General features: G+C 29.8%; 14 protein-coding genes. 2 read left to right on the forward strand and 12 right to left on the reverse strand.

Annotated features, from left to right (window positions below; genetic code table 11):
- Positions 1–6: 6 nt before the first annotated feature.
- The 3 genes from BQ5344_RS09205 to BQ5344_RS09215 all read right to left on the reverse strand — a co-directional run bounded on the left by BQ5344_RS09205 (position 7) and on the right by BQ5344_RS09215 (position 4690).
- On the reverse strand, positions 7–1191 hold the full coding sequence (locus BQ5344_RS09205; protein ID WP_071125073.1) for a hypothetical protein: 1185 nt from the start codon (positions 1189–1191) through the stop codon (positions 7–9).
- Positions 1192–1495: 304 nt separating this feature from the next.
- Positions 1496–3244, reverse strand: coding sequence for a glycoside hydrolase family 13 protein (locus BQ5344_RS09210; protein WP_071125074.1), 1749 nt, complete (start codon positions 3242–3244; stop codon positions 1496–1498).
- A gap of 123 nt (positions 3245–3367) precedes the next feature.
- Positions 3368–4690 carry a 6-phospho-alpha-glucosidase gene (locus BQ5344_RS09215; RefSeq protein ID WP_071125075.1) on the reverse strand — a complete coding sequence of 441 codons (1323 nt, stop codon included), beginning with the start codon at positions 4688–4690 and terminating at the stop codon, positions 3368–3370.
- A gap of 226 nt (positions 4691–4916) precedes the next feature.
- Here BQ5344_RS09215 and BQ5344_RS09220 point away from each other — a divergent pair, with 226 nt between their 5' ends.
- Positions 4917–5624, forward strand: a complete 708-nt coding sequence (locus tag BQ5344_RS09220) for a GntR family transcriptional regulator (RefSeq protein ID WP_071125076.1) — start codon at positions 4917–4919, stop codon at positions 5622–5624.
- Positions 5625–5734: 110 nt separating this feature from the next.
- Here BQ5344_RS09220 and BQ5344_RS09225 read toward each other — a convergent pair whose 3' ends face one another.
- From BQ5344_RS09225 to BQ5344_RS09250, 6 genes are all read right to left on the reverse strand, one after another.
- Positions 5735–7918, reverse strand: a complete 2184-nt coding sequence (locus BQ5344_RS09225; protein WP_071125077.1) for an RNA ligase — start codon at positions 7916–7918, stop codon at positions 5735–5737.
- A gap of 169 nt (positions 7919–8087) precedes the next feature.
- Entirely contained in the window at positions 8088–8915 is an 828-nt protein-coding gene (locus tag BQ5344_RS09230) for a Cof-type HAD-IIB family hydrolase (RefSeq protein WP_071125078.1), read from the reverse strand.
- A 143-nt stretch (positions 8916–9058) separates the two neighbouring features.
- A complete protein-coding gene (locus BQ5344_RS09235; protein WP_071125079.1) occupies positions 9059–9835 on the reverse strand; it encodes an OmpA family protein in 777 nt (258 codons plus the stop codon).
- 33 nt (positions 9836–9868) lie between these two features.
- Positions 9869–10612, reverse strand: a complete 744-nt coding sequence (locus BQ5344_RS09240; protein ID WP_021768338.1) for a basic amino acid ABC transporter substrate-binding protein — start codon at positions 10610–10612, stop codon at positions 9869–9871.
- 111 nt (positions 10613–10723) lie between these two features.
- On the reverse strand, positions 10724–11452 hold the full coding sequence (locus BQ5344_RS09245) for an amino acid ABC transporter ATP-binding protein (RefSeq protein WP_021768337.1): 729 nt from the start codon (positions 11450–11452) through the stop codon (positions 10724–10726).
- On the reverse strand, positions 11445–12182 hold the full coding sequence (locus BQ5344_RS09250) for an amino acid ABC transporter permease (protein WP_021768336.1): 738 nt from the start codon (positions 12180–12182) through the stop codon (positions 11445–11447). Before BQ5344_RS09250 ends, BQ5344_RS09245 begins: the two co-directional genes overlap by 8 nt.
- Positions 12183–12459: 277 nt before the next feature.
- Between BQ5344_RS09250 and BQ5344_RS09255 the strand changes: the two genes are divergently transcribed.
- Complete coding sequence (locus tag BQ5344_RS09255) at positions 12460–12969, forward strand: DUF1439 domain-containing protein (protein ID WP_021743886.1); 510 nt, start codon at positions 12460–12462, stop codon at positions 12967–12969.
- Between the two features lie 297 nt (positions 12970–13266).
- On the opposite strand, the gene BQ5344_RS09260 is transcribed toward BQ5344_RS09255, so the two are convergent.
- From BQ5344_RS09260 to polA, 3 genes are all read right to left on the reverse strand, one after another.
- Positions 13267–13617, reverse strand: a complete 351-nt coding sequence (locus BQ5344_RS09260; RefSeq protein ID WP_235846145.1) for an AzlD domain-containing protein — start codon at positions 13615–13617, stop codon at positions 13267–13269.
- Between the two features lie 19 nt (positions 13618–13636).
- On the reverse strand, positions 13637–14368 hold the full coding sequence (locus tag BQ5344_RS09265) for an AzlC family ABC transporter permease (protein ID WP_071125080.1): 732 nt from the start codon (positions 14366–14368) through the stop codon (positions 13637–13639).
- Between the two features lie 100 nt (positions 14369–14468).
- Positions 14469–17609, reverse strand: coding sequence for a DNA polymerase I (gene polA / locus BQ5344_RS09270; protein ID WP_071125081.1), 3141 nt, complete (start codon positions 17607–17609; stop codon positions 14469–14471).
- Positions 17610–17725 lie beyond the last annotated feature (116 nt).

Below are 17725 nucleotides of genomic sequence, written 5' to 3' on the forward strand. Positions count from 1 at the left end.
CTAACATTATCTAGTATTTCTATATTTAAAATTCAAAGCCTCTAATACAGTATCAAAAATATCAATATTAAAATTCTTTTTGTCTACATTCATAGATTTTAAAAATTCCTCATTACTTCTAAATGATTTCCATAACAATTTCTTCTCTGCTTCATTAATATTGATTTTATATAAAAAATTAACTAAAGTAACATTTAATTTTTTATACTCTTTAAACATTTTAGCCATTTTTCTTCCAAATGATTCAAAAGAAGATATATTTATATTTTGAGAAGAAATATGCCATTCTCTATATTTTTTTGGAGTATGTTTAATATATTTATCAAAATCTTCTTCTGTATATTTAGGTTGCAATTCTTTTATAGGATCTACTAATAACTGAGTACATAATGCCGTTAAATGAATGTATTTTTTAAGTTCCTGTTGTTGTTCTTCTGTCATTTTATTATAATCTAATCCCAAATTTGGTATAATTCTAATAGCAACTTTTAATTCTACATTTCCATTTTCAATTTGTTTAATACGATGATTTAAATCATCTATTGCTAATTCAAAAGATTTTAAATCACGATTACTAATTCTAGTAAGTAAATCTTCAAGGCATTTTTTATCATTTTTATTTTTCCAAAATAAAAAGCCACCTGCTATAATACCAAATCCTGCAATAGCCAATCCAATAGGTCCCATTAAAGCAAGAAATGCTTCCCCGGCAGCCATTCCGCCTCCACCTGCTGCAAGCGCACCTCCACCTAGCCATGCTAATGCTGCATTCGCAGCTGCAGCACCACTCAAAGCAGATACAGCAGTTCCTGTTGAAGCAACACCAAATACTGTTGCAATACCCATAGCTACACCAGGTCCTAAAGTTGCAACAGCAACACCTGCCCCAACTCCAACTCCAGCAACTCCTCCTGCAACATTTGATCCTTCCTTTTTTATCTCTTCGTATTTTTTTGTTATCTCATCAACTTGCTTTTTCCAATTTAATCTAATCTGCTTCAACTCTTCATACCTTATTTTTTCTTCATTTGGTATATTTTGAATCATATCAAACTTTTCTTGAATATCCATTAATGCAGTATTCAAAGTTTCTAAATGAGTTCCTAATACTCTTATTTTTTCATTTACTACAAAAATAGTTTGTTGCACTTTGTCTTGTACTTTTTCAAATTGAGTTTTTTCTTTTCCCATAAATTATTTCCTCCTATAAAATAAATATATTCATTTTTATTATACCCCCCCCCAAATTTGTTTTGCCTTTACTTATATTAAAATTTTTATTAATTAAATAACCGAACTTTTGTAGAATATCTAAAATTCATATTTTAATCTTAATAAAATTTATAAATATTCTTTAGTTTCTATTTTTAATAACCCATAAAATCAAATAAGCCAAAAAAACTGTCCGATATTCCTTTTTTAAGAATAAAAGACATTTTTTTATTTTATATATTTTTCAAATTACAAATTATCTATTGATATTTCCGTAAAATCTTTATAACATGTGAATTTCCACTAACAAACTTTGGTATCCTTCCAAAACTAACACATTGCCATCATTTTCAACATTCTCATAGTTATTAATCAGAATATCTCCTAGCTTGATTTCTGTTTCATCAATATTTTTAGCAATTTCGCTTAGCTCCACTTTCTGTTTTTTATCAGAAAAATTATTAACGCAAAGAACTTGCTGATTTTCATATTTTCTTACATATGCGATTATTTCATCATTTTCCAATTCTACTGGAACAAATTCTCCAAAAATCAGGCAATCTGAATATTTTCCATTTTGCCGTAAATCAATCATTTTTTTATAATGGGCAAAAATTGAATTTTCATTATTTATTTGAGATTCTGCATTTACTTTATCTTGACTTCCCGTTAATTCTATCCATGCTTTTACATCTTCATTTTTTGAAAATCCTGCATTTTTAGTGCTATTCCACTGGAAAGGTGTTCTTGAATTGTCACGGCTTCTTTTGTTTACAAAATATAGTGCTTCTTCAGGCGAAAACCCTTCTCCCAATGCTCGTTGATACTGATCTTTGCTAGCAATATCATCAAACTGTGCTATGTCAGTTCTCTCAAAATTGTCCATTCCTATTTCCTGTCCCTGATAAATAAACGGTGTCCCACGTAAAAAGAAAAACAATGTCGCAAGTAATTTTGCATTTATTTCATTTGCTTTTTTCCCTAAAAATTTATTCAAACTTCTTGGCAAATCGTGATTTTCTAAAAATGGTGCTCCCCATCCATATTTCTGCTGTGTCAGCTGACTTTCAAAAATTTTTTTTCTCAATTCATTAATTTTCACATCCTGCACTGAATAGTAAAAACCTTCTTTCGCCATATCCAAATCAGAATAGCTGAAATCAAAAATCATTGAAAAAAATCCATCTTCACCAATAAAATCATTGTATCTTTCGTATTCAAGTAAAGGTGTTTCAGCTACAGTCATGCAGTTGTACTTCTTAAATGTTTTTTTTGCCAGTTCTCCTAAAAATTCCTCAATTCCTGGCTGATTTAACGTATATTTTATGCTAAATGCAAAACCATCTGCTCCATCAACAGGCAAGTCTAGATAATCTTTGTCTTTTTTTATTGAATTTATAGCATCTACCCTGAAACCTGCAATTCCTTTTTCCAGCCAGTAATTTACCATTTTATAAAGTTCTTCCCTAACTTCAGGATTTTCCCAATTTAAATCAGGCTGTTTCTTTGAAAATAAATGTAAATAATACATTTCATTCCCATTTTCATCAGTTTCTCCTTCAACCTTTTCCCAAGCAGAGCCTCCAAAATGGCTTCTCCAGTTTGTTGGTGGCAGTCCATTTTTTCCTCTTTTAAAAATATAATAATTTCTATACTTGCTTTCAGGATTTTTCAACGCTTCCAAAAACCACTCATGCTCATCTGAAGTATGATTAATTACTAAATCTAAAATTATCTTTATTTCTCTTTTTTCCGCCTCTGAAATTAATCTTTCCAAATCTTCCTTTGTTCCAAATTCAGGATTTATATCATAATAATCAGAAATATCGTATCCATTGTCATCCATTGGCGACTTATACACAGGACAAATCCAGATAAGTGTTATCCCCAGATTTTTCAGATAGTCAAGTTTTTCAGTAATTCCATTTAAATCTCCGATTCCGTCATTGTTGCTGTCATAAAAACTTCTTGGATATATTTGATATCCAACTTCTTTTTTCCACCATTTTTTATCTAGTTTTTTTGTATTCATATTTTCTCCTTTTTTAGAATTATTTTATATTATCAATAAAAAGATTATCTCACAAGTTAATAATAATTCATAAATAAATTTTTAAACTTTTGAGATAATCCTATAAATTAGTATATTTGTTAATTATTTCAACACTGGCCAGAAGTCTTTATTTGCTTCAATTAAGTCATCCAATATTGCTTTTGCAACTGAAGCACTTGGTACTGTTCTTGACAATGTGATTGCTTGCCATAATTTTTGGTATGAACCTTCAATCCATGCTTCTACTACCAATTTTTCAACTGATACTTGTTGTTCCATTAATCCTTTTTGGAATTGAGGGATTTTACCTTGAACAATTTTTTCTGGTCCATTTGAACCTACTATACAAGGCACTTCAACCATTGCAGTTGGATCAAAGTTTGAGATTGCTCCGTCATTTTCTACTATTAATAACATTCTTTCTTTTGTATCATAAGCGATTGCTCTTGCTAAGTCAACTATATATGAAGCATGATCGTCAACGTGAAGTTTGCTATCTTTTGCTGTTCCTTTTTCAGCGATTGCTCTACATTCTCCAAATACAAATTTTTCTCTCCCCTCCATTACTTCATTTGCTCTTGTGTGATTAGGATCTGAGTGTTCTACTACATAATCAGGAAAGAAGTAATATTTTAAGTAAGTATTTGGCATTGTTGTAGGATCAATTGCAAATACATCCCTTGCTTTTGTGAATGTATCATTCCAGCTTGCTTCTGTATTTTCTCCTTCAATTTCTACATTATATCCAATTTTCGCCACTTTTTCTCTTAATGCAGGCATTAAGTCATTTCCTTCTTTATCTCTAATGTCTGTCCACCATCCAAAGTGATTTAATCCAAAGTATCTAATTACCATATCTTTTCTTGATTTAAGCCCAAGCATTTCAGCCATTCTTATTTCAATTCCAATTGGCATGTCACAGATATTTAATATTTTAGAGTTTGGACGTAATCTTCTAGTTGCTTCTGCTACGATTGCTGCAGGATTTGAATAGTTTAACATCCATGCATTTGGTGAATATTTTTCCATATAATCAACTAACTCAATAACTCCACCAATTGAACGCATTCCATAAGAAATTCCTCCAGGTCCGCAAGTTTCTTGTCCTAATACTCCATGTCTTAAAGGTATTTTTTCATCTTTTTCACGCATTGCATATTTTCCAACTCTTATATGTGCCATAACAAAGTCTACATCAGTAAATGCTGTTTCAGGGTCTGTTGTATAAACAAAGTTAATATCAGGCGCTTTTTCCTTTATAATAATGTCACAAGCTTTTGCTATAACTTCTTGTCTTTCTGCATCGTTATCATAAAATTTTATTTGTCTAATCGGAAATTTATCTAAATTTTCAAGTAACATCAACACAATTCCTGGAGTAAATGTACTCCCTCCACCAGCTACTACAATTGAAAATTTCTTCATAAATAATCATCTCCATTTCTATTTTTATTAATTTTTATTTCCTATTTTCATTATTTATTATATCACAATTTTTTAAAATGTCAACACTTTTATATAAATCTTTTTAATTTTTCAAAAGAATTGTATAAACCTTTTTTTGTTGATATTTATTATTATTTATTGTATAATCATAGTAATAATACTTAAAATCGAACTTAAAATTTATAAGAAAGGTTTATATAAATGAATGAATAAATACGAAAAAGTATATCACGATATAAAAGATAAAATTAAAAATGGTAAACTAAAGCCTGGAGATTTTCTAAAAAAAGAAGACGATTTGGCACTAGATTATAATTTTTCCAAGCTGACTGTAAGAAAAGCTCTCTCCATGCTAGAAGCAGAAGGCTATATTCAAAAAATAAAAGGTAAAAAATCTATTATACTTGAGAAAAAAAATCTAGAAAATATTTCTTTGACTTCCATTCAGACTGTACAAGAAATTAACAAGCTTCAAAATATTCATCTTGAAACTGATTTAATCAGTTTATACATTGTTCAAGGAGTAAAAAAACTAATGGAAGAATTTCAAGTACCTAAAAGTGCTGATTTTTATAAAGTTGTCCGTACCAATTCTTTAAATGGAGAAGTTTTAAATTATTCTACGAGTTTTTTTGATAGAAAAATTGTACCTTTTCTAAATGAAGAAATAGCAAAAAAATCAATATATGAATATCTGGAAAAAGAACTTAACCTAAAAATAGCTTATTCACGTAGAGATATTAGTTTTAGAAAAATTACTTCTGAAGAACAGAAATATTTTAAGTTAGAGGATATAAATATGGTTGTGGTTATTGAAACTCATGCCTATCTTTCAAATGGCACACTATTTCAATACGAAACCATAATTCATCATCCTGAAAAATTTACCTTTAGTGCAATTGCAAAAAGATAGTTTAAATTTCAATAATTTTTAAACAACAAACTCCCAAGAAATAAAATATAATAAAAATTATGGGCTACACTAAGACATTCTCCTAGATCAAGCCCATATTTTATTATTAATTATTTTTTCTTACTCTCATATTCATTCATTAAGTCAATAATATGAGCATTTTCAACTTTATCATTATCAAGTTCAATAAGCCATTCAATAAACTCCTGTTCGTCTTTATATCTTCCAGCAAGTTTTGCACTATTGAAATCTTTTCTATAAAATTCCAGAATTCCACGCCGTTTTTTCCACAGACTGTAATGTCTTGCCTTGTATTTAAACATAAGTCCATTTTCAGCACAAAATACAATACCTTCAGCATTTTCAAAATTATCATAATTTTCCATCAAGTCAATTATTTCGTCAAAGTTATTGCATTTTTTGATTTCCTTTTTTATTTTAACAACATCATCATCAAAATTCAGCTCTTTTAAAAATCTTTCACTAAAATTATTATCCACATGCACACCATTTATAAACAAGCTATTATCAATAACATCTAAAATAAAAAGATGTTCTCTTCCAAAATAATCAACTATGTGCCTATCTTCGTTTGAAACCACTTCAAATACTATGGAAACATCATTTTCACTGCAAATTCTGAAAATCTCATCTTTCATCTTTTTACTTGCTTTTTCAAAAAGAGTTTCAAAATATTTGACGTGTGTTCCATTTGTTACACTTTTGGTTGCAAATACAAATTTTTCATCAATAACTGAAAGTATTCCTAAGAATCCATTGTATTTTTCGTAAGCTGTAACTGGATAAACTATGTTGTTTTCAAGATATTCTCTAGTAGAATATTTATTTTCTCCGTAATTAAAAAATTTATTATAGCTTCTTATTTTCACTTTTCCTGTTTCCGCATCCACAAAAAGTCCACGTGCCTTAATTGTCGAGTCATTCCACAATTTTTTCCGAAACACGTTTCTTCCAAAATTTAATGAATATAAGTTCGGTTTTGTCTTTTTAACGCTGATCAGTTTACTTACAATCAATTTATTCACATCTTCATCCGCTGTCAAATTTATCTGCTTGTTTTCTTTTGCCTTTTCCAGTTCGTGCTGCAAATAATCTCTATCGTAAACAGTGTTTATAACTGATTTTTGCAAAATTTTATCTGGCATTACATCCAAATATTTCAGTTCTCCACCATACTCAATTTCTCCTTCCAGACAAATTGAATGTTCAGTAGAATTTACACCTCTATGCCCATGAACCTGCACAAAATCCTGACATTTACCTTTCAAATAATTTTCCTCATAAAGTTCTCCAATTTCGGTTTCAAAGCTTCCAACACCGTTTATCATTTCGTTAGTCGATACAAGTGCTAAATTAGGTACAAAAGACAGCCCTGCATGTGTACAAAGAATTTTATGATTGTGAAATTTAAAGGCATAACATTGTCTTAATTTTTTATAAAATTTTCTAATTTCCCTTTTAAAACTATCTATATTTTTTTCATTTTCCAAAATTGCTGGCAAAGTTACATTTAAAAATTCCTTTGAGTTAATTTTAAAATCATTGGCAAAATTTTCCAGATGAATTTCATGATTTCCTTCAATCATTATAACATTTTCCTTTTTATATAAATTCAGCATTAACAAAAGTGTCTGTTTATGCTCAATTCCTCTATCCAAAAAATCTCCTAAAAATACATACAAGGTATTTTTATCAAAATCCTTCACAATTTCAGAAATCGCTGTAAAGCACGAATGAATATCCCCAATTATCCGAACTTTATCATATTTTTCCGTTACATCGGCAACATAAAAATTTATAATTTCATTTATGTAAAAAATTCTTTTAAAACTTCCTGAAAGTTTTTCATTTTGAATATTCCTAAACATTCTGCTTATAACATTTTCATCAACCTGCTTATAACTTTCCCTTTTTTTATTATTTTCAATACACTCTTCAAGGGGCGTATCAAGCTGATAGTAATAAATTGTATATTTATACTTGTCTGCAAGAGCCTTGTAGGAATTCATCGCTTTTTTTGTAGTATGTGTCGCATCAACAACTGTAAATTCTCCCTTTTTCATTCTTTCTTCCAAACAGTTAAAAAGCATTTCCCAAGCCAGCCTGTCATTTTTCTGCGAAATCTCAAAATCTCCAAATTTTGTCAATTTAGGATTGGAAATTAAAAGTCTAAATTTATCAGCCTCAAGAGTGTATGGCTCCAAATTATTTTTCTTAATAAAGGTACTCTTCCCACTTCCGACTGTCCCACGTAGCAGTAACAGTGTTCTCATTCTTCCTCCTTATCTTTTTTATCTTACGATCTATTACAATTAAAAAACGCTTTTCTATCAATTAAACTTTTTAAATTCCATTACTCATAAGGTTTTGCATTTCATTTAAATTTCCGACAAAATCTATTCCTTAAAATTTATTAGTTTTTTGAATTCGATTACATTTTTATTACAAGTTTTTTAAAGCATATTTTCTAATTGCCTTTGCGACTCCATCGTTTTTATTAGTATCTGTCGTATAATTCGCAGATTTTAAAGCAAGTTCTGTAGCATTACCCATTGCAACACCATAATTTGCATATTCAAGCATTTCAACATCGTTGTTTCCATCTCCAATTGCCATTACTTCTTCCTGTTTTATCCCCAATTTTTCCACCAAAGCCTTTAAACCAGTTCCTTTATTATTTCCTTTTGGCAATACTTCATAAACATAAGGCTGACTCAAGACCTCACTATAATTTTCTTTTAAAATATTTTCATAATTACTGTGAAACTCTGCCATTTTTTTAGGGTTTCCCAAATACATTGCTTTAACAATATTGTATTTTCCGCTCTTAGCTTCTTCCAAAGTTATATCTGTAATATCAGAAAACACAAAGTTTGCATCCATAATAAGCTCATCAGTTGGCTTTTTCCCGATATTAAAATAATGTTTTTCATCAACTAATGTAAAATTTATACCTTCCTTTTTTTCACTGCATTTATACAAATAATCGATGTCATCAGCAGTCATCTTAGCCGAATCTATCAACTCCCAATCGTGAGTTCTATGAATTGAGCATCCATTATTTAATATAACATACCCTTCCAAATCCAGCTCATGTAACTCAAGTTCCTCATAAAATGGCAAAATTCCATATAAAGGTCTGCCTGTACAAAGAACGATCTTTATCCCAGCCTCTATTGCTTCGTGAATAGCTTCTTTTTGTGCTTTATCAATATGTTTTTTCTCATTTAATAAAGTTCCATCCATATCAATTGCAATTAATTTTATCATTGTTTTCCTTTCCGTTTCAAAATTGTATTACTAATATTTTTTATAAAAAATTTATTTAATTATAATAATTATTTATATAAACTTAAAAGGAATTATCCCAAAACTAGAAATAATTCCCCATAACAAATAAATAATTCGACTTGTTATACTTGACCTTTTTTCACAAATCTAAATTCTACTCTTCGATTTCCTTCTCTTCCTTCTTCTGTATCATTTGTTTTAATTGGATTACTTTCTCCACGTCCTATTATATCCAAAACTCTATCTTTAGAAAGTCCTAATTCTATCAATTTTGAACTTACTTTCTCAGCTCTTCTAAGAGACAATCTTTTATTATATGAAGATGCACCCCTAGTATCTGTATATCCAACTATTGATACAAGAAAATCATTTTTTTCAATATAATCCTTTATGTCACGTAAAACAGGATATGCTTCCTTGTTTATATCGATGCTATTTTTATGAAAGCTCAAATCATTCGTTCTCAATGTTATTATTTCTGATTTTGAAATTTCTACTCTTTCCGGATTATTTATTGGATTTTTCTGAATATCGGAAGATATCTGTTCAGATTGTACTGGTGTTACTGTTGGCTCTTGTTGAGAAACAGTTACTGATTTCTGCTGAGTTTGTTCTGGTGCTGCTATTGGTGTTGGTGTTTTTTTATCAACTATTTGTGTTCCAGTACCATCTTGTGTTAATGTAACTGTTATTAAATCTGGATTTTCTTCTGCTGATACTGTCTTTTGAGGATTTGGCGTATCTAGTGTAGGGACATCATTTTTTACATCCTGTTGTATATCCGCCACATTCGCACGAATTATATCTTTTCTCATATCAGAAGTTGTTATTTTTTCAGATACCGTTGGTACAGCCATTGCTACTATTGAAGAAACTGCAACTAATGTTGGCTTTTTCATGATTTATTCTTCCTCCCTTTTCAGTCAGCTATTTTATTTTTGGCTTTTTTCTAAATCATATTTTTTAATTAATTCATCATATTTTCCATTTTCTCTCATTTTTTTCAATTCAGCATTTATTTGTTTTATTAATTCAGGGTTTTTACCTTTGTTTACAGCCATTGCCATTCCAATTTTAGCTGGTTTTTCATCAAAAATTTCCATTTCAGGATTTTTTTTCATATATTCTTCAGCTACTGCTTTTTCAAGAATAATCACATCTATTTTTCCAGCTTTTAAATCCAAAATTGTATTTACAGTGCTTTCATTTGGCACAACAGTCGCTCCGTTAATCGCTTTTGCTGCTATTTCCTGAATTGTTCCAAGCTGAACTCCTATTTTCTTACCACTTAATGTAGATGGTGTAACCGCTGTATTTCCTTTTTTTCTTATATAAGTTTCTTTTGAAATAAAATAATCATCTGTAAAATCAACTGATTTTTTTCTTTCTTCAGTAGAACTCATACCAGATACAATAATATCAATTTTCCCTGCTTTTAATGCTGGTATCAGACCATCAAAGGACTGGTCTATAATTTCAACTTCATATCCAAGATTTTTCCCAATTTCATTTATCATATCTACATCAAATCCAGCAACTTGACCATTTTCAATATATTCAAACGGAGCAAAAACTGCATTTAATCCCACTCTTAATTTTTTCTGCCCACTATCTTTTTTTCCACACGACACAAGTCCAAAAATTACCAATGTCAATACTAAAAATACTTTTTTCATAACCTTCCTCGCTTTCCATTTTTATATTTCATTTTTATTTATGTTTATCTAAAATTACTAATTTATCCTAAATACTTATCATTTTTCCACTATCTAGTTAAAATCATTTTTTTAATGATTTAGCACTTTGTCTAAAAATTCCCTTGCTCTTTCTGTTTTTGGATTATCAAATAAATCCTGTGGTTTTGCATCTTCCAGAATATATCCCTCATCCATAAAAAATACTCTATTTGCAACATTTCTAGCAAATCCCATTTCATGTGTTACCACAATCATCGTCATTCCAGCATTTGCAAGTTCTCTCATTACCTCCAGAACTTCCCCTATCATTTCAGGATCAAGTGCAGATGTTGGTTCATCAAATAAAATTACTTTTGGATTCATTGCTAATGCCCTTGCAATCGCAACCCTTTGTTTCTGACCACCAGACAACTTGTTTGGATAAACATCTTTTTTATCAGCAAGTCCTACTTTTTCCAATAATTCTACAGCCAATTTTTCTGCCTCAGATTTTGACATTTTTTTCAGTCTAATTGGTCCTAAAGTAATATTTTCCAATACTGTTTTGTGAGGGTATAAATTAAAGTGCTGAAACACCATTCCAACTTCTTCACGAATTTTGTTTATATCCACTCCATGTTCCAAAATATTTGTGTTATTTATTTTAATTTCTCCAGATGTAGGTTCTTCAAGTCTATTTATACAACGTAAAAATGTTGATTTTCCACTTCCAGAAGGCCCTATAATTGAAATTACTTCCCCCTCTTTGATTTCAGTGCTAATTCCTTTTAGCACTTCCAGTTCTCCATATTTCTTCTTCAAATTTTTTATCTTAATCATTTTCCTTTAATCTCATCTCCAATCGTTTCCCAATAAATGAGAATAATTTTACGCTGATATAATAAACCAAACCAGTAAATAAGATTGGTTTTACACTATAATATACAGCTTGTAAACTTTTACTGTTCATTGTAATGTCTACAACACTAATATATCCTACAACAGCTGTTTCCTTAAACAAGTTTATAAATTCATTTAAGAGTGCTGGTAAAATATTTTTTATAGCTTGCGGCATTATAATTTCATTCATTGCCATTCTATAAGGCATACCAGTCGCTCTTGCAGCTTCCATTTGTCCCTTATCTATACTTTCAATTCCAGAACGAATTGTCTCCTCCACATAAGCCGCACTATTAAGTCCTAAAGCAATTAATGCAATCCAGTAATTATTAAATATCACAACTACAAAAGATAGTGTCAAAAGCTGTAGAACCATTGGTGTACCACGCATTATATCAACATATTCATCAATAACAACATCTTTTATCATATTAACAGTTTCACTTTTTGTCTTTTGAAATTTAAAAAATGCTAACAACATTCCCAAAAGAATACCAATAGCAGCCCCTCCGACTGTCAGTCCTAACGTAGTTACAAAGTAGCTACTTGCATAAATTTCCCATTCTTTTGGTTTCATATCATACGGAAACACAAGAAGCACAGCAACAGTTACAACTGCTATAAAAAATGAGGTTTTTACTATTTTTCGTGTTTTTTCCAATTCTTCCATTATATTTAATGAACTTTAATTTTGTTCATATCCTCCTTATATTTTAGTTATTATAATATTATTATACCTAATATTTATAGGTTTTTCAATAAAAAAATTTTATTTTATTATCTAACTCATTCATTTTCTTCTATTTAGCCCTCTTCAAAGACTATTAAATATTTTTTCAAAATATTTTTAAATAATTAAGTGATATAGTTACTTGATTTTGGAAATAATGTTTATAAACACAACAAAAATTCCAAAACAGAATATAATTTAAAAAGGAGTTATAACTATGAAATTATTTAAATTTTTATTTTTTTCAGTTATTGTATTAATTGCAGGCTTAGGTTACTACATTTACACTCAAAATCAGTTAAAAATTCCAGATTCTATGGTAAAAAGTGCTGTTGCTTCGAAATTTCCAATAGAAAAATCTTACCCTCTTGGAAAAATTAAACTATTTAATCCAAAAGTACATTTTGAGAATGATAAGTTAATTATTGAAGCAGAATACCTAAATGATGCATTAAATGATCAGATTAGCGGAACAATGACCTTTGCAACTGACATTCGTTATGATCCAATGAAATCAAATCTTTATCTCGAGGACTTCCAAATTGTAAGACTTACAAAAGAAAATAAAGAAATTGATCTTGATAAAAAACCTATTATCAGAACAGGCTTAAATTATGCTTTTAGTCAGCTTGAAAAAAAAGAAATTCTGAATTTATCAGGAGTTGAAAAATTTCAAATGATAAAAGATATAAAAATTGAAAATAATAAATTGACTGTTGTTAAATAAAATTTTTTCTTTTTATTTGATTTATAAATAAATTTTGTAAAATCTCAATGAACATTTGTTTTTTCTATTATTTTTTATTTACTTCAGTTTATCTAAGCAGAGGTATCAAACGCCATACCTCTGCACTCCCGCTTTACGCAAAACTTTCTTTTAGAACAAAAATAGAACTCGCTTTTGAATATAGATTATTTTAATTATGAATAAACATTCGTAATTTCAAATAAATTCCAAAAGCTCAGACAGCTATTTTTCTTCTAACGAAATTTTGCTTATTGAAAATACATAATTTAATTCTCATCATTTCAAATAAATTTTCAAAGTCCCTAAAAAATATATCACTGCAATAGAAACAATTATTATTATTCCAAGATTTGTCTTCCTAAAAGTTAAATATGCCACGATTACCATTCCAATCAGAACTCTTATTATGTCAAAATTTGTACTTCCAGTAGAAGTAAAAATATCTGGAAATACTAATACTGTCAGTACTGTATAAGGAAGTGCTTCAAAGAATTTATTAACTTTTAGGTTGTTTTCTGGAATTTTTACAAATATTGGTAATGTCCTCAGTATTACCGTCATGATTATGAGTGTCATCAAAATCATTGTTAAAATCCCTAAATTTTCGTTATAATTCAATCTTATCACTTCCTTTCCCTTTATTAATTTAATCGTTTTCCTGCTTTTCAGGATTTTCATTATAATAAAGCTGTGCATATATAAAACTTGCCAAAAACATCGTTAAAATCATAACCCATCCTGAACTTACCTTATTTAAAATAGGCAAAAATGAAAATGCCATTTTTATAATAAGTGCCAGCAAAACAATTCTTATATATTTAAAATTTTGGCTTAAAGCCATTATTAACATACTGAAAAATATTGAATAAAGCACAAAATTCATACTAGTCATAAGTGATTCTGGCAATTTTTCACCAAATATTGCTCCAAAAATTGTACCAAAACAGTAGCAAAAATATGGAATTGTATTTACTCCCATCATATACCATGCATTTGTTACCTTTTTCAATGTCAGATATGTTACAGTTTCATCAGTAAGCCCCACACCTACCAGAAATTTCTGAAAAACAGGAGTTTTTTCACCAAGCTGTCTAAAAATAACAATATTTAACAATAAATATCTTAAATTTATAAGACCAATAGATAAAATTACTTCAACTGGAGGCGATTTCATCACATAAAGCACCTTTAACAGTAATGAATGAGCCCCTCCTGCATACATTCCAAATGATGTAAGCCCTATCATTGGCAAAATTTGGGAAAAACTTTTGGCTGAAATCAGTCCAATTGCAACTCCAAAGGGTATATAGGCAATTCCGATTCCAGTACCGTCTTTTAATCCCTTTAAATAGTTTTCCAGTTTTCTTATTTGTGCCATTTTTTGTTCTGATTCCTTCCTTATATAGTATTATTCTAACAATTTCAAAACAATTAGTCAAATATATAATATATATTTCTATCATATATAAAATATATTATTACTTTAATAATCCCCAATTTTTAGCCACACTTCCATTAGCTTTTAACGGAACTTTCTTAAATTTAACAGTATTTTCCATAATTTTTTCAATTTTTTTCATATATTCCTTAGCAAATTCATCACGAACTTCAAAAATTAGTTCATCGTGAACTTGAAGAAGCATTTTGATATTTTCATCATTTTTAAACTCCTCATGAAGTTCAATCATAACTTTTTTTATAATATTTGCCGCTGTTCCCTGAACGACAGTATTTACCGCCATTCTCACAGCCTGTGCCTGTACATTTTTATTTGTTGAATTAATTCCGTTAATGTATCTTCTCGTACCGTAAAAAGTTTCTACAAAACCGTGAAGTTTAGCCGTTTCTGTAACAATATCCAAAAATTTTCTAACTCTAGGATATTCCTCAAAATATGTCGTAATATATTGAGAAGCCTCCTGAACTGTAATTCCCAATTCCTTTGACAATCCAAATGGCGTTTTTCCATACAAAATACTAAAATTAATTACTTTTGCAATACTTCTCTCATGCCGTGAAATCTCATCTTCTTCGGTTTTGAAAAATATCTTTCTTGCCGTTAAGTCATGCAAATCCTGATTATCCTGATACGCCTGTACTAAATGCCTGTCTTTTGACAATTCAGCCAGAACTCTCAATTCAATTTGTGAATAATCAAACGAAATCAAGCTATGTCCTTCTTTTGCTACAAAACCAGTACGAATCCTTATTCCATCATCTGTTCTCACAGGAATATTCTGTAAATTTGGATTTGCTGACGAAAGCCGTCCAGTAGATGTCCCATTTTGGTTAAAAGTAGTATGAATCCTTTCCTTTTTATCCGCCAGTTTCGGAATTGGCTCAATGTATGTTGATAATAATTTCTTATAAGCCCTGTATTCTAGCAACTTTTTCCCAATCATCCGTTTGTCTTCTGTCAATTCTCCATTGTTTGCAATCATTTCCAGAACTTCCACATTTGTTGAATATCCAGTCTTTGTCTTTTTCCCGGATGGAATATGTAATTTTTCAAACAAAACTTCTCCTAGCTGCTGCGGCGAATCAATATTAAATTTTTCATTGGCAAGTTCGTGAATCTCATTTTCAAGCATACTTAACTTTTGCTCAAGTTCATTTTGAAATTCACTGAAATATTTTTTATCAATTTGTATTCCAGTTTCTTCCATTTGTGCCAATACTGGTATTAATCGACTTTCCAGCTTGTCAAATATATTTAAGAACTGCTCATTTTGCAATCTGTTTCTAAAAATTGTTTCCAATTTATAAATAAAAAATGTTCTCTTCGATAAAAACTCACAAATCACATCATCGGAAACATCACTAAAATCCTTCTTTCTTCGTTCCTTTTTAAATTGCTCCTCAAAAGTTGCAATCTCAACACCAAACTCATCCAGAATTATTTCCTCAATTTCCTGTAAACTTTCCGTCCCAAGTACATATCGTGCAAGCAGAATATCAAAATATTCAGTACATTTTATTCCAAACCTGTCATTATTTATCCCATAAGTTTTTCCGCCAACAGAATATCCAAAATACTCACTTTCCCCACTTTTCATATACTCTTTCACATTATAGGCGATAATTTCTTTCTCGCTCAATAATTTATAAATATTCTCAATATTTTTTTTATTATCTTTTTGCTCATCAGAGTTATTACTTGAACTAAACAAATTAATCTGTACTCCAGACTCTGCATTTTTTTGATTTCCATTTTTCAAAATATCCTTAAGTTCACTATCCAAAAGCACAATATTCGTTTTTTCATCACAAATAGAAAGTCCAAGCATATTCTCAAAAATTGCTACTTTTTTATCCATTTTCTCAATCACAGAATAAGCATCATTCCAGCTCATAACTTTTCCATAATTTTTCTCAAAATACACTTTTTCATCTTTAATTTTCTTGGTTTTTTCAGTTTTCTGATTTTCTAGTGCGGTCTCTTCCTGCTTTTTCTTCTGAGCCTCATATTCTATTGCCAATTTTTCTTTTAAAACTTGAATTTCATCAATTTTTTTATCTATTTCTGAATTATGTTCGTACTCCACATGCTCATAAAAATGTGAAATTCCATCAAAAATCGGATTTTCATTATCATACTCCAATTCCTGCTTTTCAATTTTTTCTCTTTCAAATCTCTCTTTTTCCAATTTTTCTTCAGTAATTTTTTTATTTTTTTCTAAAACTAACTTCTCTTCTTCAGTAAGTTCCTTCTGATTACCATTTTGCAAGAATCTTTCCTTTTCTTCTTCCACAGCTTTAGAAAATCTTTTAAAATCAAGTTCTTCATAAAGTTCCAAAAGGCTGTCAAAATCCTTTTCCTCAAATTTCAATTTCTTTTTATCATATTCAATATCAAGTTCTCGCTTCACAGTTGCAAGTTCCCGACTTATAAAGGCATTTTCCTTATCACTCAGTAATTTTTCCTTCTGTTTTCCCTTTATTTCGTCAATATTTTCGTAAATTCCTTCCAAATTTCCATAAGTCGTAATAAGTTTTACCCCATTTTTAGGCCCAATCCCAGCAACTCCTGGAATCCCATCCGACTTATCCCCCATAAGCCCAAACAAATCAGGAATCTTATCAGGTGTAACTCCCAAATATTCGACTACATCTTCGTCAGTCTTTATATGTTTAAATGAAGAATTTTTATCCCCTTTTCCAAGTAAGGCAATGTTAATTTTCCCATCTACAAGTTGTGCCAAATCCTTATCCCCAGTTATTACAAAAACCTCAATCTGCTCATCTTCATCATTAGAAAATTTAGTGGCAAAAGTGGCAATAACATCATCCGCTTCCTGCCCAGCCTTCTTATATTTCGGAATTCTATACCCATCCAATACCTTCATAATAGTATCAATCTGCATAACCAGTTCTTCAGGCATACTTTCCCTATGTGCCTTATACGTTTCCAGCTCCCCAGTTCTATCCAGCTCACTTCTTTTCACATCTAGACAAGCCACTAAATAATCAGGCCTAAACTCCCTAATCACACTTTCCAGCGTATTAATAAACCCAAATGTTGCTCCAGTAGACATTCCGTTACTATTTCTCATTCCCATTAGTGCAAAATGACTTCTATACATAATCGCACTCGTATCCAATATAACCGCTCTTTTCAACTTAATTATTCCTCATTTCTTTTTTTAATTTTAACAATATTTATATTTATATATTTTACCATTTTTTACATTTTTTCTCAAATTTAATATGCATTCAATCTCTCTTATATTTATCC

The sequence above is a fragment of the Leptotrichia massiliensis genome, assembly GCF_900104625.1.
In the GTDB taxonomy this organism is placed as follows: Bacteria; Fusobacteriota; Fusobacteriia; order Fusobacteriales; family Leptotrichiaceae; genus Leptotrichia; species Leptotrichia massiliensis.

Bases quoted from the DNA above. Each gene is read 5' to 3' on its own strand.
- BQ5344_RS09205 (WP_071125073.1), bottom strand. From the start codon at position 1,191: ATGGGAAAAGAAAAAACTCAATTTGAAAAAGTACAAGACAAAGTGCAA.
- BQ5344_RS09210 (WP_071125074.1), bottom strand. From the start codon at position 3,244: ATGAATACAAAAAAACTAGATAAAAAATGGTGGAAAAAAGAAGTTGGA.
- BQ5344_RS09215 (WP_071125075.1), bottom strand. From the start codon at position 4,690: ATGAAGAAATTTTCAATTGTAGTAGCTGGTGGAGGGAGTACATTTACT.
- BQ5344_RS09220 (WP_071125076.1), top strand. From the start codon at position 4,917: ATGAATAAATACGAAAAAGTATATCACGATATAAAAGATAAAATTAAA.
- BQ5344_RS09225 (WP_071125077.1), bottom strand. From the start codon at position 7,918: ATGAGAACACTGTTACTGCTACGTGGGACAGTCGGAAGTGGGAAGAGT.
- BQ5344_RS09230 (WP_071125078.1), bottom strand. From the start codon at position 8,915: ATGATAAAATTAATTGCAATTGATATGGATGGAACTTTATTAAATGAG.
- BQ5344_RS09235 (WP_071125079.1), bottom strand. From the start codon at position 9,835: ATGAAAAAGCCAACATTAGTTGCAGTTTCTTCAATAGTAGCAATGGCT.
- BQ5344_RS09240 (WP_021768338.1), bottom strand. From the start codon at position 10,612: ATGAAAAAAGTATTTTTAGTATTGACATTGGTAATTTTTGGACTTGTG.
- BQ5344_RS09245 (WP_021768337.1), bottom strand. From the start codon at position 11,452: ATGATTAAGATAAAAAATTTGAAGAAGAAATATGGAGAACTGGAAGTG.
- BQ5344_RS09250 (WP_021768336.1), bottom strand. From the start codon at position 12,182: ATGGAAGAATTGGAAAAAACACGAAAAATAGTAAAAACCTCATTTTTT.
- BQ5344_RS09255 (WP_021743886.1), top strand. From the start codon at position 12,460: ATGAAATTATTTAAATTTTTATTTTTTTCAGTTATTGTATTAATTGCA.
- BQ5344_RS09265 (WP_071125080.1), bottom strand. From the start codon at position 14,368: ATGGCACAAATAAGAAAACTGGAAAACTATTTAAAGGGATTAAAAGAC.